Origin of the sequence: Tenacibaculum sp. Cn5-46 (assembly GCF_022347705.1) — a bacterium.
Taxonomy (GTDB): domain Bacteria; phylum Bacteroidota; class Bacteroidia; order Flavobacteriales; family Flavobacteriaceae; genus Polaribacter; species Polaribacter aiptasiae.
This window is the reverse complement of sequence record NZ_JAKRGD010000002.1, coordinates 491961-515042: the sequence shown is the minus strand read 5'-3', so window position 1 is coordinate 515042 and position 23082 is coordinate 491961. Positions and strand designations below refer to the sequence as shown.

23 protein-coding genes are annotated in these 23082 nt (G+C 30.8%); 8 read left to right on the top strand and 15 right to left on the bottom strand.

Annotated features, from left to right (window positions below):
- Window positions 1–8: 8 nt before the first annotated feature.
- The 13 genes from MHN29_RS06300 to thiL all read right to left on the bottom strand — a co-directional run bounded on the left by MHN29_RS06300 (window position 9) and on the right by thiL (window position 10449).
- Entirely contained in the window at window positions 9–566 is a 558-nt protein-coding gene (locus tag MHN29_RS06300) for an MOSC domain-containing protein (RefSeq protein ID WP_235274220.1), read from the bottom strand.
- Window positions 567–570: 4 nt separating this feature from the next.
- Window positions 571–2067 (bottom strand): GH3 auxin-responsive promoter family protein, encoded by a 1497-nt coding sequence (locus tag MHN29_RS06295; RefSeq protein WP_235274221.1) that lies wholly within the window; start codon window positions 2065–2067, stop codon window positions 571–573.
- Window positions 2068–2931 carry a M23 family metallopeptidase gene (locus MHN29_RS06290; protein WP_235274222.1) on the bottom strand — a complete coding sequence of 288 codons (864 nt, stop codon included), beginning with the start codon at window positions 2929–2931 and terminating at the stop codon, window positions 2068–2070.
- Window positions 2932–3022: 91 nt separating this feature from the next.
- Entirely contained in the window at window positions 3023–3910 is an 888-nt protein-coding gene (locus tag MHN29_RS06285) for a hypothetical protein (RefSeq protein WP_235274223.1), read from the bottom strand.
- Between the two features lie 70 nt (window positions 3911–3980).
- Window positions 3981–4418, bottom strand: coding sequence for a Spy/CpxP family protein refolding chaperone (locus tag MHN29_RS06280; protein WP_235274224.1), 438 nt, complete (start codon window positions 4416–4418; stop codon window positions 3981–3983).
- Window positions 4419–4474: 56 nt separating this feature from the next.
- A complete protein-coding gene (locus tag MHN29_RS06275; protein ID WP_235274225.1) occupies window positions 4475–4849 on the bottom strand; it encodes a hypothetical protein in 375 nt (124 codons plus the stop codon).
- Between the two features lie 6 nt (window positions 4850–4855).
- Complete coding sequence (locus MHN29_RS06270; RefSeq protein ID WP_150898412.1) at window positions 4856–5419, bottom strand: RNA polymerase sigma factor; 564 nt, start codon at window positions 5417–5419, stop codon at window positions 4856–4858.
- Between the two features lie 144 nt (window positions 5420–5563).
- Window positions 5564–6415 (bottom strand): hypothetical protein, encoded by an 852-nt coding sequence (locus tag MHN29_RS06265; RefSeq protein ID WP_235274226.1) that lies wholly within the window; start codon window positions 6413–6415, stop codon window positions 5564–5566.
- A 66-nt stretch (window positions 6416–6481) separates the two neighbouring features.
- Window positions 6482–7066: a nicotinate (nicotinamide) nucleotide adenylyltransferase gene (gene nadD, locus MHN29_RS06260; protein ID WP_235274227.1), complete on the bottom strand. Its 585-nt coding sequence runs from the start codon at window positions 7064–7066 to the stop codon at window positions 6482–6484.
- A gap of 9 nt (window positions 7067–7075) precedes the next feature.
- A complete protein-coding gene (gene gmk, locus MHN29_RS06255; RefSeq protein WP_235274228.1) occupies window positions 7076–7678 on the bottom strand; it encodes a guanylate kinase in 603 nt (200 codons plus the stop codon).
- 2 nt (window positions 7679–7680) lie between these two features.
- On the bottom strand, window positions 7681–8547 hold the full coding sequence (locus tag MHN29_RS06250; protein WP_235274229.1) for a YicC/YloC family endoribonuclease: 867 nt from the start codon (window positions 8545–8547) through the stop codon (window positions 7681–7683).
- Window positions 8548–8761: 214 nt separating this feature from the next.
- Window positions 8762–9232, bottom strand: coding sequence for a peptidoglycan-binding protein LysM (lysM, locus tag MHN29_RS06245; protein WP_235274230.1), 471 nt, complete (start codon window positions 9230–9232; stop codon window positions 8762–8764).
- 170 nt (window positions 9233–9402) lie between these two features.
- Window positions 9403–10449, bottom strand: coding sequence for a thiamine-phosphate kinase (thiL, locus tag MHN29_RS06240; protein ID WP_235274231.1), 1047 nt, complete (start codon window positions 10447–10449; stop codon window positions 9403–9405).
- Between the two features lie 139 nt (window positions 10450–10588).
- Between thiL and MHN29_RS06235 the strand changes: the two genes are divergently transcribed.
- From MHN29_RS06235 to sufD, 8 genes are all read left to right on the top strand, one after another.
- Window positions 10589–11809: a choice-of-anchor B family protein gene (locus MHN29_RS06235; protein WP_235274232.1), complete on the top strand. Its 1221-nt coding sequence runs from the start codon at window positions 10589–10591 to the stop codon at window positions 11807–11809.
- Window positions 11810–13138 (top strand): hypothetical protein, encoded by a 1329-nt coding sequence (locus MHN29_RS06230; protein WP_235274233.1) that lies wholly within the window; start codon window positions 11810–11812, stop codon window positions 13136–13138.
- 3 nt (window positions 13139–13141) lie between these two features.
- Window positions 13142–13909: an MbnP family protein gene (locus tag MHN29_RS06225; RefSeq protein WP_235274234.1), complete on the top strand. Its 768-nt coding sequence runs from the start codon at window positions 13142–13144 to the stop codon at window positions 13907–13909.
- A gap of 49 nt (window positions 13910–13958) precedes the next feature.
- Window positions 13959–14975: a cytochrome-c peroxidase gene (locus tag MHN29_RS06220; RefSeq protein ID WP_235274235.1), complete on the top strand. Its 1017-nt coding sequence runs from the start codon at window positions 13959–13961 to the stop codon at window positions 14973–14975.
- A gap of 106 nt (window positions 14976–15081) precedes the next feature.
- Window positions 15082–15411, top strand: coding sequence for an iron-sulfur cluster assembly accessory protein (locus tag MHN29_RS06215; RefSeq protein WP_150898403.1), 330 nt, complete (start codon window positions 15082–15084; stop codon window positions 15409–15411).
- Window positions 15412–15426: 15 nt separating this feature from the next.
- Window positions 15427–16875, top strand: coding sequence for a Fe-S cluster assembly protein SufB (gene sufB, locus MHN29_RS06210; protein WP_150898402.1), 1449 nt, complete (start codon window positions 15427–15429; stop codon window positions 16873–16875).
- 102 nt (window positions 16876–16977) lie between these two features.
- Window positions 16978–17730 carry a Fe-S cluster assembly ATPase SufC gene (gene sufC / locus MHN29_RS06205; protein WP_150898401.1) on the top strand — a complete coding sequence of 251 codons (753 nt, stop codon included), beginning with the start codon at window positions 16978–16980 and terminating at the stop codon, window positions 17728–17730.
- A 29-nt stretch (window positions 17731–17759) separates the two neighbouring features.
- Entirely contained in the window at window positions 17760–19073 is a 1314-nt protein-coding gene (sufD, locus tag MHN29_RS06200; RefSeq protein ID WP_235274236.1) for a Fe-S cluster assembly protein SufD, read from the top strand.
- A gap of 69 nt (window positions 19074–19142) precedes the next feature.
- On the opposite strand, the gene MHN29_RS06195 is transcribed toward sufD, so the two are convergent.
- Together MHN29_RS06195 and MHN29_RS06190 are read right to left on the bottom strand one after the other, a co-directional pair.
- On the bottom strand, window positions 19143–21638 hold the full coding sequence (locus MHN29_RS06195; RefSeq protein WP_235274237.1) for a trypsin-like peptidase domain-containing protein: 2496 nt from the start codon (window positions 21636–21638) through the stop codon (window positions 19143–19145).
- Window positions 21639–21734: 96 nt separating this feature from the next.
- Window positions 21735–23048 carry an amidohydrolase family protein gene (locus MHN29_RS06190; RefSeq protein ID WP_235274238.1) on the bottom strand — a complete coding sequence of 438 codons (1314 nt, stop codon included), beginning with the start codon at window positions 23046–23048 and terminating at the stop codon, window positions 21735–21737.
- Window positions 23049–23082 lie beyond the last annotated feature (34 nt).

Genomic DNA, 23082 nt, shown 5'->3' with positions numbered 1-23082 from the left:
TAGAAAAGTTACATTCCTTTTGTAACTCTTTTTTGTTGATACACCTCAGCAATAGTAGGATTTTCGGGACATGATTTTATTTGTTCAAATTCATCTCCCGATTTTACCTTACCAGTTTCTAATATTTTAAAGTAAATCCCTGGAAAATCCTGTTTCCAAAACTGTTTTACGATTTTCATATTATTAAACCGTACTCCAAGTTTCATGCAAGGTTGACGTGGTTTTGTCACTTCTATAATCACTTCACCTACTTTATAAGTATCTCCTACATGAATTTTAGATTCATCCAAATCATCAATAGTTAGATTTTCTCCAAACATTCCATATCGCCAATCTAAATCTGGGTAAAATTCTTTCCAATAAGCATAGTGTTTTTCTGAATAAGCATAAACTGCCTGCTCTATTCCTCCATGATGCACTCTATCGCAAACCGCATCTCCTCTAACATCTTCTATATCTAAAAAAATAGGTTCATCTATTGTAAATTTAAAAATACCAGTCGTTATCGACTTACCTTTCCAATCAATTTCTTTTCGTTCTCCTATGTTTGTAGATACTACCTTCATTTTTTTATTCTTTTAAAAAGCCCTGTAATACGTCAGCAATCTTTCTATTATCTGATAATTGTGGAATTTTATTTTGACCTCCAAATTTTCCTATAGACTTCATGTACTCGTGGAATCCACCTTTTTTTACTTTTCTAATTATTAAAGGTCGTAGCACTTTTCCTTCAATTAAATCAAAATAATATACATTTTGGGACTGCATTGATGCATCTATTTTGGAAGCTAGTTCTTCTAAATTATCAGGTTCATTTTCAAACTCAATAAACCATTCATGATATGGCAATCCACTTTCTGGATTTACTTGAGGTGCTACTGTAAATTCGCTAACATTTACATCTGTTCCTACTATGGCATCGTTTAAGGCTTTTTCCACTTCCTTACCTATAACGTGTTCTCCAAAAGCAGAAATAAAATGCTTAATACGCCCAGTTACTTTTATCCTATAAGGCTTTAATGAAGTAAACTCTACAGTATCTCCAATATTATATCCCCAAAGTCCTGCTGTAGTATTTAAAATAATTACATAATTTACTCCTAACTGTACATCTTTTAAAGAAATTCTAGTTGGATTTTCATCAAAAAATTCTGTTGCAGGTATAAACTCATAAAAAATACCTGAGTTTAACTGCAATAACATTCCTTTTTCTGTTTGAGTATCTTGATAAGCTATGAATCCTTCTGAAGCAGGATACAATTCTACATAATCAATCTTTTTTCCTATTAATGTTTCAAACTTATTCTTGTAAGGTTCAAAATTTACACCTCCGTAGATAAAAAAGTTAAAATTTGGAAAGATTTCAGAAATTGTTTTTCCTGTTTTATCTATCAATTTCTCAAAATACATTTGTACCCAAGAAGGTATACCACTTATTACCGTCATGTTTTCCGGTAAAGTCTCTTCTACTATTTTATTTACTTTAGTATCCCAATCTTCTATACAATTGGTTTCCCAACTTGGCAAACGGTTTTTTAATAAATAGTTAGGCACATAATGCGCAGCTATTCCGCTTAAACGCCCTAACTTTACCCCATTCATATCTTCTAGAACAGGACTTCCTTGTAAAAAAATCATTTTCCCATCTACAAAACTTGCATCATTTGTTTCAGCAATATAAAACAACAAGGCATTTCGTGCTGCTTTAATATGCGTAGGCATTGATTCTTTTGTTATAGGAATATATTTAGCTCCAGATGTTGTTCCAGATGTTTTTGCATAATACAATGGTTTTCCTTTCCATAACACATTCTCTTCTCCTTCCACCATTCTATCAACATAGCTTCTTAAGCCTTCATAATCGTTTACAGGTACACGTTTTTTAAAATCTTCATAATTATTGATAGAAATAAAATCATGGTCCTGTCCAAAAGCAGTTTTACAACCTTCAGTTACTAGATATTTAAAAACTTTTTCTTGTGTTTCATGAGGTTTATTAGCCCACTTATACACTCTTTTTCGAATCTGTTTTGCAAATGGAATTGCTATTCTTGATTTAATACTCATTTACTGAAAATCTATATAATTTGTTGGATCTACCGGAAATCCATTGCTCCATAACTCGAAATGTAAATGCGGACCTGTAGTTAACTCTCCTGTTGAACCTACACTAGCTATTACTTCTCCTGATTTTACAATATCTCCTTGCTGCTTTAACAATGCTCCGTTATGCTTATAAACCGATATGAATTCATTAGGATGTTGAATTGTTATTACATAACCTGTTTCTGCAGTCCACTCCGATAAAATAACTGTCCCATCTGCAATTGCTTTTACCGGTGTTCCTGTTTGTGCTACAATATCTATTGCATAATGTTTATCGTCTCTATTAAATTTTTGAGACACATTCCCTGTTAAGGGAGAGAAGAATACAATTTTTGCTCTACCTTCTGCACCTTCTGAAAGAGGAAATCGATCTTTTCCTTCAACTTTGTCTCTAAATTGTAAATCTTGTTCTGTAGGTCCTAATTTACTTTCATCAACTACAATGTTTTGAGCTACATCTTTAATTGAATCTACCTTTTCTGGTTCTATTTCCCCAGTAAAAACAGGTTTTAAAGCTTTAGTGTAACGTTCTAATATAGCTAGTTTTTTTTGTAAAGAATCTGACTTATAAGTTGCCCTTGCAGCTTCTTTTTTTAAGCTTGTTGATGAATATCCTGGTATGTATTCTCTTAAACCTGTAAAGGCTATTAATATAGAAGTTAATACAATTAAAACTATTGAAAATACTCCCCCAAAAACAAATACATTAAGACGTGATAATTTTAATGAAAATTTTTCTTGAAATGTATCTTCATTTAAAATTACCAATCGATATTTATCAATTAGTTTTTGTTTAAGCTTTCGCTTTTTTTGAATTTTTGTCACTTTTAATACTAGTTTGAAATTCAAATATACAACGAAAAAATTGTGTAACTATTTTTTCACTCAATTACACAATATGTTAAAAATAGAAGTCTTATAAATCAAACAAATACGAGATAGAGAAATTAAAAAAACTTGTTGTATTTAAACTCGTTTCTCCTTCTAAGGCTGTGGGAAAGTTAAACGTATAACCTAACTCAAAATCAACATTACCTGTACTATATTGTAAAGGTATTTGTAGCTGTGTATTGATTAATCCAAAATCATTATTTTGAACAAACCTAGTAAACTGCATACCTCTAATAGTAAAAGTTTGTGACAATTGAATTGTTTGTTGAGCTAATACTACGTTAAGCTGCGGTTGCAATTTTAAATTATGACGTTTCTTTTTTATTAAATTAAGAACCCCATATGTAGAAGAAACTATTTGAAATGAATTATCGCTTCCAAACAAATAAGTTGTCGACACTTCCGTTCCAAAGGTTTTCTTTTTATTATCTATTTCTACTCCTAATGATAATGCATTTTTAAAAGGGTTGTTTTCTGAGGTATCTGAATAAAAATATCTATCGTATGAAACTGACCATCGATATTGTTTATTTTTTCCGAAACCTTTACCATAACCTATAGTAGCTGATGTATAATCCCACTCTGGTGTAAACTTGTCATAATAAACTCCTGCTAAACCAATAAATAAACCATTTGAATGAATATAGGTTATTTGTGGACTTATATTAAACTGATCTGTTCCAATATCTCTTCCTGAAAAATACGTTTTGTTATTATACTCTACCGATAAATGAAGAAATTGAAGCTCTGTTACCGATTTTAAAAATTCTTCTTCACTTTCCTCCTCTAAAATACTATCTATTATTTCATCTTCTTCTAAAAGCTGAACATCTTCTGATTCTTCAGAAGAGTTTTGACTATAAGTACTGATGATACTTAAAAATAAAGAAAAAAGTAAAAATGTTTTTTTCATATATGCTCTAAAAATACAAAAAAGTGGTTGATAAGATCAACCACTATAATCAAATACACTACAAAAATTTCTATCTTCTCCTTCTATTCTGCATTCTGTTTCTAATATTTTTTTTAACTCGTTTTTTAGAATCTTTATTTTTAAACCGTGTTTTTAGCTGCGCTTTTTGCGATTTAGTAAGTGTGTTTCTAAACTTAGCTTTTACTTGTTTTACACTCTTAGTATTTTGTGCTACTAATTTTTTTTGAGATGATGTTAATGATCTCTTTAAAGCTTGTTGCCTTTCTTGCTTAGTTAAAGCCTGATTTTTTAATATAGCCTTTTGACTAGGAGTAAGCGTAGCTTTAAATGCTTCTCTATTTTTTTTTATTAGTTCTTTTTGGGTTTTTAATAATTGTTTTTGCTCTTTAGAAAGATTTAACTTTTCTATTGAGTTCTGACCTACCACATTTGAAACACCTAATAAAAGCGAAAATATAATTGCTAATATGATTTGTATCGGTTTCATCTTTATTCTTATTAATACTATTCTTTAGACCTTTTATTTCTTAAAAAGTTTTAATCTTACTCAGAAAAAATTTCATCTGTTAGTAATTCGTCATTTACATAATCTTCTAGTAGCTTATCAACATCTGCTTCTTCTGTTACTAATGACGCTATTAAAATATCACTTTCTTCATCACTACTTGTTCCGATAGGATTATACACAGCTAAAGTAAATAACAATGTCACAACCGCCACAGCTGACCAAATAGATATTTTTTTATACAAAGAAACTACTTTTCCTTTTTTCTCTAAAACCGTTTGTTCTAAAATAGACTGTTTAGATTTTGAAAAATAGTCCGACGGTATATCTAAACCTAAATCGGATTTATGTTTTCTTTGTGTATTCATATCAAAAGTATTTCGAATGTTAAAGTTATCATTTTGTGTGCTCATAACAAACTATGCTTTAATTTTTTCTATATACGACATTTTAGTTATGTTGCTTTCTATATACTTTACAGCTCCATAATAATGTGTTTTTACTGTTCCTTCTTTGATATTTAAAATATTTGAAATTTCTCTAAACTTTAAATTATCGTAATATTTCATATAAAATACCTTTTTTTGATTTTCGGGCAATTGACTTAATACCGTTTGCAATTTTAATTGTGCTTCATCTCCATCAAAAAAGATATCATCTTTTAAATCTCCTAAAAACTTATCACTCACATCTTGAAGCGAAGAAAAAGTTTTCTTCTTTTCTTTCTCTATAAAACGCATAGACTCGTTATATGCTATTTTATACATCCAAGTATGAAGTGAACTTTGCTGCTTAAAATTCGCTAAACTTTTATACACTCTTACAAATGTATTTTGCAACACATCATCAGCGTTTTCGTGAGTTCCTACTAATTTTCGAATATGCCAATACAAACGCTCTTGATATAAATCTAATAATTTAGAAAACGCTCGATCTTTATATTTCTTGCTAGTTAATTGATTTATAAAATCAGCTTCGTTCATTGGTTTTTAATAGTCTTGTTTCTTAGTTAGACCTCTAAAGTTTTAAAAAGTTTAGAATTTTCTTATTTTTTTTTAAATTACTAAAAATGAATGGCATAAAAAAACCAGCTCTGTGAGCTGGTTCTTCCCTTAATTAATAAAAACTTACTTCTTTTTCTTATTCAATTTCAAAGTAATCTCTTTAGTATCTCCATTTGTATCTGTTAGTGTTGCTAAATTATCGCAAGAACCATCTCCAAAATCTAATGTAGCAGTTTCTCCATCTCTAGAAAGTTCAATAACTCCACTCACAATATACTTGCAAGCCCATTCTCTTCTTAAATTGGTAGTAATTGTTGCTGTTTTTACAACACCATTTTTATTTATAGATTCCCAGCTCCCTGATATTGAATACACATCATCACCTCTATCATCAGTATCTGCTCCTTCTATTTTCTCTTTTACCTTTGTGCCTTTTTTGATAATTTCAACTCCTGACTCTAAAGTAATTTTAATATCAATAGTAAAAGTTGCTTCTGGATTTCCATTTGAATTTTCTTTTACCTTTACTATAGATTTTCCTCCTTCAACACTATTTCCTTCTACTGAAAAGTTTTCAAAAGTCACTGACTTTGAAAAGCTACTATCAGTTTTAACATACTCTATAATTATTTTACCAGCAAACTCTCTTCCTCTCTTACCTTCACATCCATCTCCAAAATCTAAGGTTACAATTTTTCCTGTTGCTGTTTCTTCTGAAGTTCTTACAACACAACTTGGGTGATTAGAAGAAGGTGTTGCACTTTTACTTTCAAATCCACTTTCTATTCCATCATCTTCAATTACCTCATCAATCTCTGTAGAAATATCATCTGCTAAAACTACATTTAAAGCTTCTTCTGTTGTTACTCCATCTGCTTCTATATCTATACCATCATTAGATTCACAAGATGCAAATAACAATAATCCAGCAATAAAAAGTCCGCTTAATTTTCTTTGTACATTACTTAAAGTCATAATTACTAATTTTAAAAGTTAATCAGTTCTTTGACCTAAGTATTTTTAAAAAGTTTTAAAAAAAAATTATTTTTTATAAAAATTCATCTCATCAACATAAGTCCAAACTTCAGTAGAAAGAAGTGGTTTCATGTTCTTTTTAGCTTTGATTCCATTTCGAATCATTGTTGATGATATTTGTACAATAGGCGCGTCAACTCTATGAATTTTTGAGTTTTCTAAAAATTCATTTTCAACGATACCTTCTGATATTCTTGGGTACACATAAATATTATAATCATCTAAAATTGCTTCATAATTTTTCCATTTATGAAAGCTTTTTAAATTATCCTCTCCCATAATTAGGTTAAAATTATAATCTGGATATTTCTCTGTTATGTGCGCTAAAGTATTTATAGTATAATTAGGTTGTGGCAAATTAAACTCTATATCAGACGGTTTTATTTTATCATACTCTTTGGTTGCTAAATACACCATCTCTAACCTATGATGATTATCTAACAAAGAGCTTTTCTTTTTAAATGGATTGTGCGGAGTAACCACCATCCAAATTTCGTCCAAATCAGAGTTTTCAACCATATGATTTGCTATAATCAAATGACCAATATGAATAGGATTGAATGTCCCAAAATATAATCCGATATTTTTCATACCTAAAACCTACTCCTTTTGACTAGCTTTATCTATACCTAAAAATTCATCAACTAAATCTTCGGCTTCTTGCAAGGCTACTTTTAAATCGTAGTTTTTAATAATTTTATCAAACATTGGTGCTGTTGCCAACTCTATAGGAGCCTTGGCTATTCTTGAAGCTATTTTTTCTTCGCTTTCTTCACCTCTACTTTTTAAACGTCTTAATAACTCATTAATATCTGGTGGCTTTACAAATACAGCTAATGTTTCTTCTGGAAATTTTTCTTTAATACGTAAACCTCCTCTTACATCAATATCGAAAATCACATGCTTCCCTAAAGCCCAAATACGTTCTATCTCAGTTTTTAAAGTACCATAGAAGTTGTTCATATAAACCTCTTCCCATTCTAAAAACTCTTCGTTCTTTATTTTTTGCTTAAAGTCTTTTGCTGAAATAAAATAATAATCTTCTCCATCAACTTCATTACTTCTTGGATCTCTTGACGTTGCTGAAATAGAGAATTCTAATCCAAATCTTTCTTGCTTTAATAAATGACGTACAATTGTTGTTTTTCCTGATCCTGATGGCGCTGAAAACACAAATAATTTCCCTTTAAATTCTTTAGTCATTTCTATAAAACGTTTAATATTTGTTCTTTAATTTTTTCTAACTCGTCTTTCATTTGAATTACCAATTTTTGCATTGGAGCAAAATTTGCTTTAGACCCTGTAGTATTTATCTCTCTTCCTATTTCTTGAATAATAAATCCTAATTTTTTACCATTAGAATCTGGTGTTGCTAATTGTTCCAAGAAATACTCTAAATGATTTGCTAAACGAACTTTCTCTTCGTTTATATCTAATTTTTCTAAATAATAAATTAATTCTTGTTCAAATCGATTTTCATCAATTTCAACTTTTAATTCTGTTAATGCTTTTTGTAAACGCTCTTTAACGTGTTCTATTCTATCTCCATCTAGCTTTTTAATTTCTTCTAAAGCTAACTGAATATTAGCTATTCTTACTTTAAAATCTTCTTCTAAAGATTTAGCTTCATCTTTACGATATTGAATAATTTCTTTTAACGCTTCATCAATATGAATATCTATCTGATTCCACTCTTCTTCATCTAACTCTTCTCTCTCTGTTTTTAAAGCATCTGGCATTCTTACTGCCATCTTTAAAAGTTCAATATCATCAGAAGAACCTGCTTGAGTTACATTTCTTAATTGTTGTATATATTCTCTTACAACAGCATTATTTACAGTTGTTGAAGTTTCATCTGCAGTCATTTCTACATAAATAGAGAAATCTACTTTACCTCTTACTAAATTGCTCGCTAATTTTTTTCGAACAGATAATTCTTTTTCCTTATAATAAGATGGAATTCTAGTATTTAAATCTAAATTCTTACTATTTAGAGATTTAATCTCAATGGTTACTTTCTTAGATGGTAAATGTAGTACGGATTTTCCATAACCCGTCATAGACTGTATCATATCTCTAATTTAATAAACCGCAAATATACATTTATTTATTTTTTACAACCACTTGTTTAGCAACCAAAAAGGCTTTTAAATATTATCTTTCTCAGGTTTTAAATTTTATATCCTAAACACCAATATAAAAATCAATTACTTAAAATGGTTAATCATAAAAATAAAAAAAGTACTGCTAACACAGTACTTCTTTCTTTGGTTGATTAACTCTTGATTAGTCCACTAAAGGTGGTATTCTTAATACTTGCCCTGGATAAATTTTATCAGGGTGCGTTAACATTGGTTTGTTTGCTTCAAAAATAACTGGATACTTCATTGCATTACCATAAAATTCTTTTGCAATTTTACTTAACGAATCTCCGCTTACTACTGTATGAAATTGCGCCATTGCTGCTTCTTCTACCTCTTCAACTTCTGCCACAGTCATATTATCTTCTACAGATGCAATTCCATTAGTATTCCCAACTACTAAGACCACTTTTTCCTTAGTTGCTAAATCTGATGCTTCACCAGATACAGTTGCTTTGTCTTCATCAACAGTAATTGATAAATTTTCAACAGACAACTCTAAAGTATTTACAGCATCTACTAATTTTGCAGCTTTTTCAGAAGCTTCTTCTTCTGTTGTTTTTCCAATACCAAATACTTTGGCACCAGCATTTTTAATAAATGAAAAAATTCCCATTCTTTTTGATTTTTTGTTAATTATTAATTTTTTGCTTGACCAATATACAATTTTTACGCCATTTTTTTTATGCTTTTTCAATTCAACCAAAAACGAATTTCTCAAAAAATATTTTTCAAAAAAAAAGCCATACAACTAAGTATGACTTTTTATATTTTGATTTAACTTTTTTATTCATCAAAAGAATTCCATCCTTGGGCTTTCAATTCCATTTCTTGATTTGCCCTTGTAACTAACTTCATTCCTTGATTTGCCTCTGTCATATGTCCTATAACAGAAAAATTAGGATTACCTTTTATTTTATCAAATTCTGATATTGGAACTGTAAATAACAATTCATAATCTTCTCCTCCACTTAAAGCAATCATAGTACTATCCATGTTAAATTCTTCTGAAGTAGATATTACCTGAGGATCTAATGGTAATTTATCTTCATAAATCTTACATCCTAATTTACTTTGTTTACATATATGCATAATCTCAGAAGAAAGTCCATCAGAAATATCAATCATAGCTGTTGGTTTTACCTCAAGCTCTTTTAACAACTCAGGTACATCTTTACGAGCTTCTGGCTTTAATTGACGTTCTATTAAATAAGTATAATTATCTAAATCAGGTTGATTTTGAGGATTTACCTGAAACACTTGCTTTTCTCTTTCTAAAACCTGTAAACCAAGATATGCTCCTCCTAAATCACCAGAGACAACTATTAAATCAGTTTCTTTAGCTCCATTTCTATAGACTACATCTTCTTTTTTTGCTGATCCTATTGCTGTAACAGAAATTAGCATTCCTTTAGTTGATGATGTTGTATCTCCTCCAATCAAATCTACTTTATAAGTATCGCATGCTAACTTTATACCTGCATATAATTCTTCTACAGCTTCTAATGGAAATCTATTAGAAATAGCTATTGACACAGTTATTTGCTCAGCCACTCCATTCATTGCATACACATCAGATAAGTTAACCATTACAGCTTTGTATCCCAAATGCTTTAAAGGCATATAACTCAAATCGAAATGTACGCCTTCAATAAGTAAATCAGTCGTTATTAACGTTTCTTTCCCCGCTTGACTTATAACTGCTGCATCATCTCCAATTCCTTTCTGAGTTGAAGAATTATATAACTTAAAATGCTCTGTTAAATGGTTAATTAATCCAAACTCTCCTAGCTTAGATAATGAAGTTCTCTCTTGATTTTTATCTTCTAACATACTGCAAAGATAACAACTAGTAGCTAAAAAAAACATTATAAATTAGCAACCTAATTTAAAATATTCATAGGGTTTAACAGTTTATAAATGTTTTATAATTAGTTAATTCTTTAATTTAGTGTTTTAAAAGCTCCCGATTATGATAAAATACAGAACTTTACTCAGCCTTATCTCATTCTCTTTTTTAATTTCTTGCTCTTCAGGTGACACACCTCCATCACAACCACAACCTGATCCTACTAATAAAGTAGAGTGTAAAGGTGGTAAAGCAGGTATTTTTCCTTGTAATGGATATGATTTACTTTTAAATATGCCTTTAAGCACATTTGATGCTGCAGAAGGTAATGATTCATGGGGTTGGACAGATACTACAACCAATAAAGAGTATGCAATTATATGTGTAAACAATGGAACTGCATTTGTAGATATTTCTGACACTGATAACCCTGTTTATTTAGGAAAATTACCAACGGCAACTTCTAACAGTTCTTGGCGAGATGTGAAAGTGTATAAAGACCATGCTTTTATTGTAAGTGAAGCTCCGAGTCATGGAATGCAAGTTTTTGATTTAACTCGATTACGAAACGTTACCAATGCACCAGCAACTTTTACAGCAGATACACATTTTACAGAATTTGGTAGTGCACACAACATGGTTATTAATGAAGACTCTGGTTATGCTTATCCTGTTGGAACAAGTAAAACAGGGACTTATAAAGGAGGTCCCTTATTCATAAACATACAAGATCCTAAAAACCCAAAAAGCGAAGGTGGATGGGGAATGGACAACTACAGTCATGATGCACAAGTTGTTACTTATAATGGCCCAGATACCGATTATACCGGAAAAGAAATTTTAATAGGAAGTAATGAAAATGAAGTAGTAATTGTAGACATTAGTGACAAAGCAAATCCAAAAAGCATATCAAAAATCTCTTACCCTAATGTAGGATACACACATCAAGGTTGGTTCACAGAAAATAAAAAACACTTTATTTTAGGAGATGAATTAGATGAGCAAAACTTTGGAAATAAAACAAGAACTATTGTTTTTGACTTTACCGATTTAGATAATCCGAAATTAGATTTCATATACACAGGTCCTACCAATGCTATAGATCATAATGGCTATGTAAAAAACAATACATTCTATTTAGCAAACTACACTTCTGGTGTTCGTTTTATAGATATTTCAAATATTAATAGTAAGACCATAACAGAGACAGCTTATTTTGATACTTATCCTGATAATGATGGAGCTAGTTTTAATGGTGTATGGAATGTATACCCTTATTTTAAAAGTGGAAAAATTTTGGTAAGTGATATTAATAGAGGTTTATTCATCATCAAAAAACAATAAATGCTAAAAAGACTTTCAATATTTTTTTTTATTACTCTTGCAATTGTAGGCTGTAGCAATGATGATGGTATTAGCTTATCTAACCCTATAAAAGCATTACAGGTAGACTTCATAAAAACTTATGGAGGAACTAGAAATGAAAGTGGAAGAAGTGTTATACAAACTTCAGATAACGGTTATGCTGTTTTAGGCTATACCCAAAGTATTGACGGAGATGTATCTACAACACAAACTAGTATCCAGTACGATTACTGGATTTTAAAATTTGATAAGGACGATAAATTACAATGGCAAAAAACCTATGGCGGCTCTAAGGATGACAGAGCTTACCAAATTATTGAAACAAACGATAAGGGATTCGCAATTATAGGTTATAGTAAAAGTAATGATGGAGATTTAACTAACAATGAAGGTTTTGAAGATGTTTGGATATTAAAATTAGACGCTACTGGAACTATTATTTGGAAAACTACAACTGGATTTTCTGGAACAGATCAAGGCTTTAGCTTAATTCAAACAAGTGATGGTGGTTATTTTGTTGGAAGTATTTTAGATGTAACAGCTTCAGGAGGTCAAGGAAATTCTAAATTTGCAGCAAAACATGCTGGAGGCGATTATTGGGGCATAAAACTAAACTCATCTGGTAATATTGAATGGCGAAAATACTTTGGTGGTCAAAATACAGATACTTGTTATGGTGTAGTAGAAACCACAGATGGTTATATAATGGTTGGATCATCAGATAGTATAGATGTCGATATCAAAAACAACAAAGGTTCATACGACTTTTGGATTGTTAAAATTGATAAAACTGGTAAACTCATTTGGGAAAAGTCTCTAGGAGGTGATCAAATTGATGAAGCAAGAGATATTGCTACAACAAATGATGGTAATTTCATTATCATTGGAGATACTCGAAGTAATAATAAAGATGTAACTCAAAATAATGGAGGTGCTGATGTTTGGGCTACTAAAATAGATCCTAAAGGAAATATAATTTGGCAAAAAAATTATGGAGGCTCTAGTTTTGACGTTGGTCGTTCTGTTCACAAAACATCAGATAATGGTTTTATTATCTCTGGAAGCTCAAGAAGCTCCGATAATGGAATTGTAAACAAAGGACAAAATGATGCCTGGATTCTTAAAATAGATTCTAACGGAAATCAACAATGGCAAAAAACAATTGGAGGTTCTGAAATAGATTTTTGTTACGATGCTGTAGAACTATCTAACGGAAATATTATCGCAGTAGGCGAAAGTAGTAGTAACAACCAAGATATACAAACAAACAAAGGTTTTTCAGACCTATTAATCATAAAATTAAAATAAAAAATGAAAAAATATTTAACCCTCTTTTTAAGCTTACTACTTTTATCTTGTAGTTCAGATAGTGATGAACCTATAAAAGAAGTTACCCTTAAGCTAAACTTTACGCAAAATTGGGATGGAACTGCTATTGAAAAATCAGATTTAAGTAGCTTTGAATTTACCAATAAAGCAGGGACTAAATTAACTATAGACAGATTAAGGTATTTAATTTCGAGAATAACTTTAACGGATGGAAATCAAAACGAAACAGTTTTTGATGGTTATAAACTAGTTGATGTTAGTAAAAGTGATGAATTAACTCATACTTTACCTCAAAAAATGTCTGAGGGATCTTATAAATTAGCCATTACATTTGGTTTTAATAATGACGATAATAAAGATGGTATTTATCAAGACTTGAACACAGCTTCTTGGGGAGTTCCAACAATGCTAGGAGGTGGTTATCACTTCATGCAAATGGACGGGAAATACATTAATAAAAGTGGCGCACAATCAAACTTTAATTATCATGCTATTAAAGCTGTAGATAACACTGACCCTACTAACTTAAAGTTTGAAGATACTTTTTTCACTGTAGAATTAGGTACAATTTTAATTACAAATAATGCTACTATAGAGATTAGAATGAATGTTGCTGAATGGTTTAAAAACCCTAATGAATGGGATTTAAATACACTAAACACTATGTTAATGCCTAATTTTGACGCCCAAAAATTAATGGCTGCTAATGGAAAAATTGGTGTCTTTAGCCTAGGTAACATTTCACAATAAGTTATTAATGGTAAAAAAAAGTATATATATCGTATTTCTTCTTCTTTTAATGAATTGTTCATCAAAAGGAGAAGACGTATATACTCCAGTACCAACTACTTTAAAAATACCTGAGCTCTTCCAACAAAAAATAATTCCTCCTGTTATACCTTCAAATAATCCATTAACAGAAGAAGGCATTGCACTAGGTAAAAAACTATTTTTTGATAAAATTTTATCCAAAGATAACACACAATCATGTGCAACATGTCATGACCCAAAGAGAGCTTTTACCGATGAAACTAGATTTAGTGATGGTGTTGATGGGAATTTAGGAACCCGTAATTCCATGCCTCTTTTTAATTTAGCATGGAATTTTGATGAACGTTTTGCTTGGGATGGAAAAGAATTAAGCTTGGAAAGACAAGCCTTAGAACCTGTTCGTAATCCTATAGAAATGCATAGTAAATGGACTGATGTAGCGCAAAGGATTCAAAACCATGCAGAGTACCCTACACTTTTTAAACAAGCTTTCGGAAATGTTAAAATAGACTCCACTTTAATAACCAAAGCTCTTGCTCAATTTGAAAGAACTTTAATTTCTGGAGACTCTAAATTCGACCAATTTTTATTAGGTAAAGCACAATTAACACCCGAAGAGAAAAATGGCTTTGAGGTGTTTATGGATGAAACTCGTGGAGATTGTTTTCATTGTCATGGAAGCAATAACAACCCTTTATGGACCGATAATAAATTTCATAATAATGGCTTGGATGCTACTTTTACAGATTTAGGTCTTGGTAAAGTTACTGGAGATCCAAATGACAATGGGAAATTTAGAACTCCTTCTATTAGAAACTTAAAATTTACTGCTCCTTATATGCATGATGGTAGATTTGCTACAATAGAAGAAGTAATTGAGCACTATTCAACAGGACTAAAAGCTTCTCCTACAATTGATCCTTTAATGAAAAAAGTGAATCAAGGTGGTGTAAATATTTCCAATAAAGACAAAGCTGATTTAAAAGCTTTTTTACTTACTCTTACAGACAATAACTTTGTCAATAATCCCGATTTTCAAGAATAATCGAGAAAATTAATAACTCTATTTAAAAACACAATGAAAGGTTGTGCAAATAAGTGAGACTTAAATTGTATATTTGCAAACTATTTAGAGTTAATCCACTTATACAATGATAAAAGTTTCAGACACAGCTAAAAAGAAAGTCATTGAACTAATGACAGACGACGGATTTAACGCTACAACCGATTTTGTTCGTGTTGGGGTAAAAAGTGGTGGTTGTTCAGGGTTATCGTACGATTTAACCTTTGATAAAAACACCCAAGAAAATGATAAAATTTTTGAAGAAAACGATGTAAGAATTGTTGTTGACAAAAAAAGTTTTTTATACCTAGTCGGAACTACTTTAGAGTATTCTGGAGGATTAAATGGAAAAGGATTTGTTTTTAACAATCCAAATGCAAACCGTACATGTGGTTGCGGTGAAAGTTTTTCTTTATAACATTACAACTCAATCATGAGCAAGTATACCGAAGACGATTTAAGAGAAGAGTTAAAAACCAAAGAATATGAATATGGTTTTTATACAGATATAGAAAGTGAAACCTTTGCTAAAGGGTTAAACGAAGATGTGGTTCGTGCTATTTCAAAAAAGAAAAACGAACCAGAATGGATGACTGAATGGCGTTTAGAAGCCTTTAGAGTTTGGCAACAAATGGAAGAGCCAGAATGGGCTAATGTAAAATATGAAAAACCAAACTTTCAAGAAATCGCTTATTATTCAGCACCAAAACAAAAACCTAAATTAAATTCTTTAGATGAAGTTGATCCGGAAATGTTGGCAACTTTTGAAAAATTAGGGATTTCTTTAGATGAACAAAAACGTTTAGCTAACGTTGCTGTTGATATTGTAATGGACTCTGTTTCTGTTGCAACAACTTTTAAAGAAACATTAGCTGAGAAAGGAATTATTTTTATGCCAATCTCAGAAGCAATTCAAGAGCATCCTGAATTAGTTAAAAAATATATAGGTTCTGTAGTTCCAACAACAGATAACTTTTATGCAGCATTAAATTCAGCAGTTTTTTCTGATGGATCATTCTGTTATATTCCAAAAGGAGTTCGTTGTCCAATGGAATTATCAACTTATTTTAGAATTAACGAAGGTGGTACAGGACAATTTGAAAGAACTTTAGTAGTTGCTGACAAAGGAAGTTATGTTTCTTACTTAGAAGGATGTACTGCACCTCAACGTGATGAAAATCAATTACACGCAGCTGTTGTTGAATTAATCGCAATGGATGATGCTGAAATTAAATACTCTACAGTACAAAACTGGTTCCCAGGAGATGCTGAAGGTAAAGGAGGAGTTTTCAACTTTGTAACAAAAAGAGGTTTATGCGAAACCAATGCTAAAATTTCTTGGACACAAGTAGAAACTGGATCTGCAGTAACATGGAAGTACCCAAGTTGTGTATTAAAAGGAAATAATTCTGTAGGTGAATTTTACTCAATTGCAGTAACTAATAATCACCAACAAGCAGATACTGGAACGAAAATGATTCACTTAGGAAAAAACACTAAGTCAACCATTATTTCAAAAGGTATATCTGCAGGGAAATCGCAAAACAGCTACCGTGGATTAGTACAAATTAATTCAAGAGCTGAAAACGCACGTAACTTCTCTCAATGTGATTCTTTATTAATGGGTAATGAGTGCGGAGCACATACATTTCCTTACATAGAAGCGAAAAATAAATCGGCACAAATAGAACACGAGGCAACTACAAGTAAAATTGGTGAAGATCAATTATTTTATTGTAACCAACGTGGAATTGATACCGAAAAAGCAATAGCATTAATTGTAAACGGATTTAGTAAAGAAGTACTAAACAAGTTACCAATGGAATTTGCTGTTGAAGCACAAAAATTATTAGAAATTAGTTTAGAAGGAAGTGTAGGTTAAAATTTAATTGATTTTAACCGCTAAGTTAAGTTGTTATTTAACACAACTTTATCCAAAACAAAATAAAAAACACGTAGCAATAGCTAACATAACATAAGAACAATGTTAAAAATAGAAAACTTACACGCACAGGTAGAAGACAAAGACATTCTAAAAGGAATTAATTTAGAAGTTAAAGCTGGAGAGGTACATGCAATCATGGGACCAAATGGTGCAGGAAAAAGTACTTTATCATCTGTAATTGCAGGTAATGAAAATTATGAAGTTACTTCTGGAAACATCGAGTTAGAAGGTGAAGATATTAGCGAATTAGCTCCTGAAGAAAGAGCACATGCAGGAGTATTTTTATCATTCCAATATCCAGTAGAAATTCCTGGTGTTACTGTAACTAACTTTATTAAAACAGCTATTAACGAATCTCGTAAAGCGCAAGGTTTAGAAGAAATGCCTGCGAAAGACATGCTAAAAAAGATTCGTGAAAAATCTGAATTACTAGAAATTGATAGAAAATTCTTATCTCGTTCTTTAAATGAAGGTTTTTCTGGAGGAGAGAAAAAACGTAATGAAATTTTCCAAATGGCTATGTTAGAGCCTAAATTAGCAATCTTAGATGAAACAGATTCTGGTTTAGATATTGATGCATTACGTATTGTTGCTAATGGTGTAAACAAATTAAAATCTGAAAACAACGCAGTTGTAGTTATTACACACTACCAACGTTTATTAGATTATATAGTTCCTGATTATGTACACGTTTTACATGATGGTAAAATTGTAAAAACAGGTGACGCTTCTTTAGCTTTAAAGCTTGAAGAAAAAGGATACGATTGGATTAAAGAAGAGGTAAACTCATAATTAGTTGGATTCAACTAAACATTGAAAGAATGGAGTTAAAAGAGAAATTATTATCATCATATGTAGCCTTTGAAAATGGATTGAATGTTAATTCTGACATTCATGATATTCGTACAAAAGCGTTACAAGAGTTTGAAAAATTAGGATTTCCTACAAAGAAATTAGAAGCTTGGAAATACACTTCTTTAAATTCAGTTTTAAAAGAAGATTATAGCTTATTTCCAGATCATGATATTGCCATAGAATTAGCTGATGTAAAGAAATATTTTATTCACGATATAGATAGTTATAAAATTATTTTTATCGATGGTAAATACAGCTCTTTCTTATCGGAAACAACACACGATGGTATGGATGTATGCTTACTTTCAGCAGCATTATCTAAACCTAAGTACAAACCTGTAATTGAAAACTATTTCAATAAAATAGCTAAGCAAGATAATTTAACATCTTTAAATACTGCTTTTGCTACTGAAGGTGCATTTATTCATATTCCTAGAAACGTAGAAGTTGAAAAACCAATACAGATTATCAACTTTACAACCGGAAAGGAAGATGCTACAATGATTCAACCAAGAAACTTAGTAGTAGCTGAGCGTAATGCACATGTTCAAATTATAGAGCGTCATCAGAGTTTAACAGATAACCCAGTTCTTACTAATGTGGTTACTGAAATTTTTACTGATACACATTCAACTGTTGATTATTATAAAATTCAGAACGATAATGATAACGCTTCTTTAGTAGATAACACTTACATAGAACAACAATCGGAAAGTATTTGTTCTGTACATACTTTCTCTTTTGGAGGAAATATTACACGTAATAACTTAAATTTCTACCAAAAAGGAGAGCGTATTGATTCTATTTTAAAAGGAATTACAATTATTGAAGGAAAACAACATGTTGATCACCATACTTTAGTTCACCATATAGAACCAAACTGTGAGAGTCACCAAGACTACAAAGGTATTTATGGAGGTCGTTCTACAGGAGTTTTCAATGGTAAAGTTATTGTTGAGAAAGAAGCTCAGAAAACAAATGCTTACCAACAAAACAATAATGTTTTAATTAGTGACAAAGCAACGATAAATGCAAAACCTCAATTAGAGATTTTTGCTGATGATGTAAAATGTTCTCATGGTTGTACTATTGGTCAATTAGATGAACAAGCATTGTTCTATATGCAACAACGTGGTATTCCTAAAAAAGAAGCTCGTGCATTATTAATGTATGCTTTTGCTAATACTGTATTAGAAAGTGTAAAAATACCTGAAGTTAAAAAGAGAATTAATAAATTAATAGCTAATAAATTAGGTGTTAATATTGGTTTCGACTTATAATATTAGATTATAAAAAATAAAACAGCCCTCTTAAAAATTAAGAGGGCCGTTTCTTTTATGGATTATTCTCTATTCTATCACAAATCGTTTACTGGTCTTAGTAAACTTATTTTCCAGTCTTAAAATATAGATTCCTGAATTCAGTTTATCGATATTGATTGTTTTTTCTTCAGACAAGCTTCCTTCTTTCAATACTTGTCCTAATACATTTACCACTTTGTAAGATGCATTTGAAAAATTTCTTTCTGGCCCAACTAATTGTAATAATTTGCCTTTTTTAATAGGGTTTGGAGCAATATTTACTGATGTAAAGATTCCTTCATCTTCATTACCTAAAATATCTACTCTAGTATCAAATAATTCTGTGACTATTACATTTGAACTCTCACATGATCCTTCATAAATTTTCACATTACTAAACGTAGAGTTATTTCCAGAACCACCATCATTATCGTTTATAAACACTAATCTATCCATAGCACCAGTATAAGAACTACCTACGGGAATTACATACTTCTTAGTTCCGCTAGCATAATTATCAAAATTAGTGATTCCATAATTTTGTGTACCATGAACTTTAAAATATCTACTAGATGTTAAAGTATTATCGTTTTCAAAACCTACACCATGTATTTCTCCTTGAGAAGTACTACTAAATTCAAACTCAATTACAGTATTTGCTGTAACTGTATAATTTAAAGAAATATACTTCCAAGTATTATTTGTTAAAGTTAATGAAGCTCCTCCAGAACCTACAGAATAATTCCCTGAGCTATCTTGATTTGAAAAAGAAGTAATTGTATAGTCATTAAAGTTTAATGATGAACATCCAGAACTTCCTCCTCCAGAAGTTAATGCTAAATTATCTATGGCTATATCACTAGACCAACCAGATCCAGTTGTACCAACAAATCTTAACCTTACTTCATTTTGACCTACATATGAGCTCAAATTTACTGATTGATTATTCCATTGGTTTCCTTTATTTCCAGAATCACTCCATAAACTAGTCCAACTTGTACCGTTTGTAGAAGCTTCTAATCTTAAAGAACCTACATTGGTACCGTACATATGATTACTAAAAGTAAATGTTGCAGAGCTTACTCCTGATAAATTAAAACAAGGACTTTCTAAAATAGCTGTAGCATTTGCCCCTATTTGACCTGGACTACTATTATTAGAAGCCTCTAAAAACATATAATAATTACCATCTGCGCCGGAACTAGGTCCAGTTCCTGTTGAAGGTGTACCAGAAGCATCTCTTACCCAGTTACCATCATCTCCAGTGGCTTGTGTCCATCCATCTCCTGTTTCAAAACTTTGAGCATAAGGAAAAGAATTTACAGTACTAGAACATCCGGTTGGATTACCTCCACCACCACTACCTACTCCATTTGCAGGCATAGAACTACCAATAGCACTAATTAAATCGTCACTTCTTCCATAAGATCCATTAGGACAAAATCCTGTATTATGAATAGCTACAACAAAATTTGTATTGTAATCAATTACTGGCGAACCTGAACTTCCACCCTCTGTATCCGCATAATAATTCATTCTTTTTCCTGCTCCTCCAGCATTTCCGCAACTTCCCACACAAGAAACTTCTGAAAAACCAGTATCGGTATTCACTGAGATTTCTTTTCTTCTTCCTCCTGGGTGTTGTGGAATATAAATTCTATCACCTACAGATGATACTGTTGGGCTAATACTTAAATAACCATATGTACTAGTTGGATTAGTAGGTAACTTTACCAAAGTATAATCTAAACTAGAACTTGTTTTTACAAAAGTAGCTGAAGATGCCACTACATTTTGAGTAGCACTTGCAGAGCCTGTACAACTTTGGTATTGATAATTGAAAATAAAATCTGTGTTTTGAGCATCAGAAGAAGAACCAATACAGTGATTATTGGTCATTAAATGACCTTCGCTTCCTAATAGCCAACCTGTACAACTAGAACTACCATTAATTATTAATCTACACACGGCTTTCGCTTTTTCATACATATCTGTTCCATTATAACAAGCTATTCGCTCTTTATTATCACTAGAGCAAATAGATTTTCCTTGATGCTTTTCTACCGTTTTAATCAATTTACTTGGAGTAAAACCATAAGCAACTTTAGCAATTTCAAATCCATTGTGTTTACCTACATTTCCAGATGAATATAAGCGAACTTCAACTTTATCATCAAATAATACTTTTGACCAGAAATTACTAATTGTTGTCATACTATTATCAACAATTTTTCCTTTTCCGCCGTATATCATTGATTCTTTACTTTTTGCTCCAATTATTTCTAGATAATCACCTGGAGCTAAATCAAAATTTTTAAAATACAACTTAATGTAAGATGAGTTTTTAGAGTAAAACTCTTTGCTATATACTAATTCCTTTTTTTGTTGGTTTGAGCTTTTCTTTTTAAACTTTTGATAGGTTTTAGTAATCTTGATGTCTGAGTCAAATTCATCACCTATTTTAAAAGCTTTTTGTGCATTTACGACTAATGCACTTAGAAAGATTAGGGCACAAAGTACCCCTTTGAAAAGATAATTTTTCATTTTTGAAGGGTTTTGGTTAATTTGATTCTAAATTACTAATAATCAAAACAATAAACAAAATGAAAATTCAATTTTTAGCTTAAAAAAACTCAAACTCTATTGTTTACAAGAGCTTTCAACCTCTCTTAAAATTTTATCTATCTTACTTTTTGAAAAGAAATTTCCTTTAACAAATACCCCTGCTATTTTCCTTGTATTTATAATATTTTCAAGAGGATTAGCTTCTAATAAAACCAAATTAGCATTCTTACCTTCACTAACACTTCCCTCTTCTGAAATGGCATTAAAATATCTTGCAGGTATAATAGTTGCAGTTTTTAAAGTTTCATAAGTTGTTAAACCTGATTTATTAATAAACTCAAGTTCTGCATGCAATGAAAAACCTGGTAAGAATAAACCATAGGTATCGCTACTTGCTAATAAAGGAACTCCTTCGTTATTTAATAACTTAGTAAACATTTGTTGCCACTCTAACTCCTTAGCTAAACGCTTTAAAGATTTTTTTGAAGTAAACCATTCATACTTACGATAATGAACACTATCTGAAACCCAATAATCTTTATAGTAATTTGGTAAATATTTCAACTCTTCTTTTTTAAGTAGTTCTCTATGCCTATCGTTATCAGCATAATTACTAATCATATCGAATATTCCTAATGTTGGAGACACATACACTCCACTCGTTTTAATTTGTTTAGCAGCTTTTTTCAAAAAAACTGGACTCTCTCTTTCTTCTTCAGAAAAGATATTCATAAACTCTTCTATATGTGCTATCGATTTCATTCGTAAAGAATATTCTAAAGGCATTTTTCTTTGCCCATGACCAATTACTTCTAATTGATTTTTTTGCGCCTCTCTTAACAACTTTAAATAAATATTCTTAGGTAGGTTATCAGCTAACTTTATATAATCATATCCTCTTTTTTTATGATATGCAACTACGGACACTACTTCTTCTTCAGTTTTCAAATCTTTTCTTTGTAAATAGGGTCCTGCGGTATAATATTTAGGAGCAATGGTTAATTCTTCTGATAGCTTTTTGTTTTTAATTTGATCTTGCTTTTTATCTTCAGCCATATTTCTTGCTGAAGTAATACCATTAGCTACTAATAACTTGAATTCATTTTTAATATCTGTTTGATTATGGAAATGCATTTCGGCAAATCCTGGCAACAAATACTTATTAGTTCCTTTAATTAATGTATCATACTTCCAATTTAACAAAGATGAATTTGGTGCTATTTTTTCTATTCTGTTTTTATGAATAAGTACATTATAATTTTTCAGAATGGTATCTACATCCATTGGAATTATATGCACGTTTTCTATAAGTATTTTTTTGTTTTGAGCTTGACTATTTGTAATTACTATGAAGAAAAAAAGTAATACTTTAAAATTGAATTTTATCATAATGGTTTGCTTTAATTTTTCAGCAAACCTAATT

Bases quoted from the DNA above. Each gene is read 5' to 3' on its own strand.
- MHN29_RS06300 (WP_235274220.1), bottom strand. From the start codon at position 566: ATGAAGGTAGTATCTACAAACATAGGAGAACGAAAAGAAATTGATTGG.
- MHN29_RS06295 (WP_235274221.1), bottom strand. From the start codon at position 2,067: ATGAGTATTAAATCAAGAATAGCAATTCCATTTGCAAAACAGATTCGA.
- MHN29_RS06285 (WP_235274223.1), bottom strand. From the start codon at position 3,910: ATGAAAAAAACATTTTTACTTTTTTCTTTATTTTTAAGTATCATCAGT.
- MHN29_RS06280 (WP_235274224.1), bottom strand. From the start codon at position 4,418: ATGAAACCGATACAAATCATATTAGCAATTATATTTTCGCTTTTATTA.
- MHN29_RS06275 (WP_235274225.1), bottom strand. From the start codon at position 4,849: ATGAGCACACAAAATGATAACTTTAACATTCGAAATACTTTTGATATG.
- MHN29_RS06270 (WP_150898412.1), bottom strand. From the start codon at position 5,419: ATGAACGAAGCTGATTTTATAAATCAATTAACTAGCAAGAAATATAAA.
- MHN29_RS06265 (WP_235274226.1), bottom strand. From the start codon at position 6,415: ATGACTTTAAGTAATGTACAAAGAAAATTAAGCGGACTTTTTATTGCT.
- nadD (WP_235274227.1), bottom strand. From the start codon at position 7,066: ATGAAAAATATCGGATTATATTTTGGGACATTCAATCCTATTCATATT.
- gmk (WP_235274228.1), bottom strand. From the start codon at position 7,678: ATGACTAAAGAATTTAAAGGGAAATTATTTGTGTTTTCAGCGCCATCA.
- MHN29_RS06250 (WP_235274229.1), bottom strand. From the start codon at position 8,547: ATGATACAGTCTATGACGGGTTATGGAAAATCCGTACTACATTTACCA.
- lysM (WP_235274230.1), bottom strand. From the start codon at position 9,232: ATGGGAATTTTTTCATTTATTAAAAATGCTGGTGCCAAAGTATTTGGT.
- thiL (WP_235274231.1), bottom strand. From the start codon at position 10,449: ATGTTAGAAGATAAAAATCAAGAGAGAACTTCATTATCTAAGCTAGGA.
- MHN29_RS06235 (WP_235274232.1), top strand. From the start codon at position 10,589: ATGATAAAATACAGAACTTTACTCAGCCTTATCTCATTCTCTTTTTTA.
- MHN29_RS06230 (WP_235274233.1), top strand. From the start codon at position 11,810: ATGCTAAAAAGACTTTCAATATTTTTTTTTATTACTCTTGCAATTGTA.
- MHN29_RS06225 (WP_235274234.1), top strand. From the start codon at position 13,142: ATGAAAAAATATTTAACCCTCTTTTTAAGCTTACTACTTTTATCTTGT.
- MHN29_RS06220 (WP_235274235.1), top strand. From the start codon at position 13,959: ATGAATTGTTCATCAAAAGGAGAAGACGTATATACTCCAGTACCAACT.
- MHN29_RS06215 (WP_150898403.1), top strand. From the start codon at position 15,082: ATGATAAAAGTTTCAGACACAGCTAAAAAGAAAGTCATTGAACTAATG.
- sufB (WP_150898402.1), top strand. From the start codon at position 15,427: ATGAGCAAGTATACCGAAGACGATTTAAGAGAAGAGTTAAAAACCAAA.
- sufC (WP_150898401.1), top strand. From the start codon at position 16,978: ATGTTAAAAATAGAAAACTTACACGCACAGGTAGAAGACAAAGACATT.
- sufD (WP_235274236.1), top strand. From the start codon at position 17,760: ATGGAGTTAAAAGAGAAATTATTATCATCATATGTAGCCTTTGAAAAT.
- MHN29_RS06195 (WP_235274237.1), bottom strand. From the start codon at position 21,638: ATGAAAAATTATCTTTTCAAAGGGGTACTTTGTGCCCTAATCTTTCTA.
- MHN29_RS06190 (WP_235274238.1), bottom strand. From the start codon at position 23,048: ATGATAAAATTCAATTTTAAAGTATTACTTTTTTTCTTCATAGTAATT.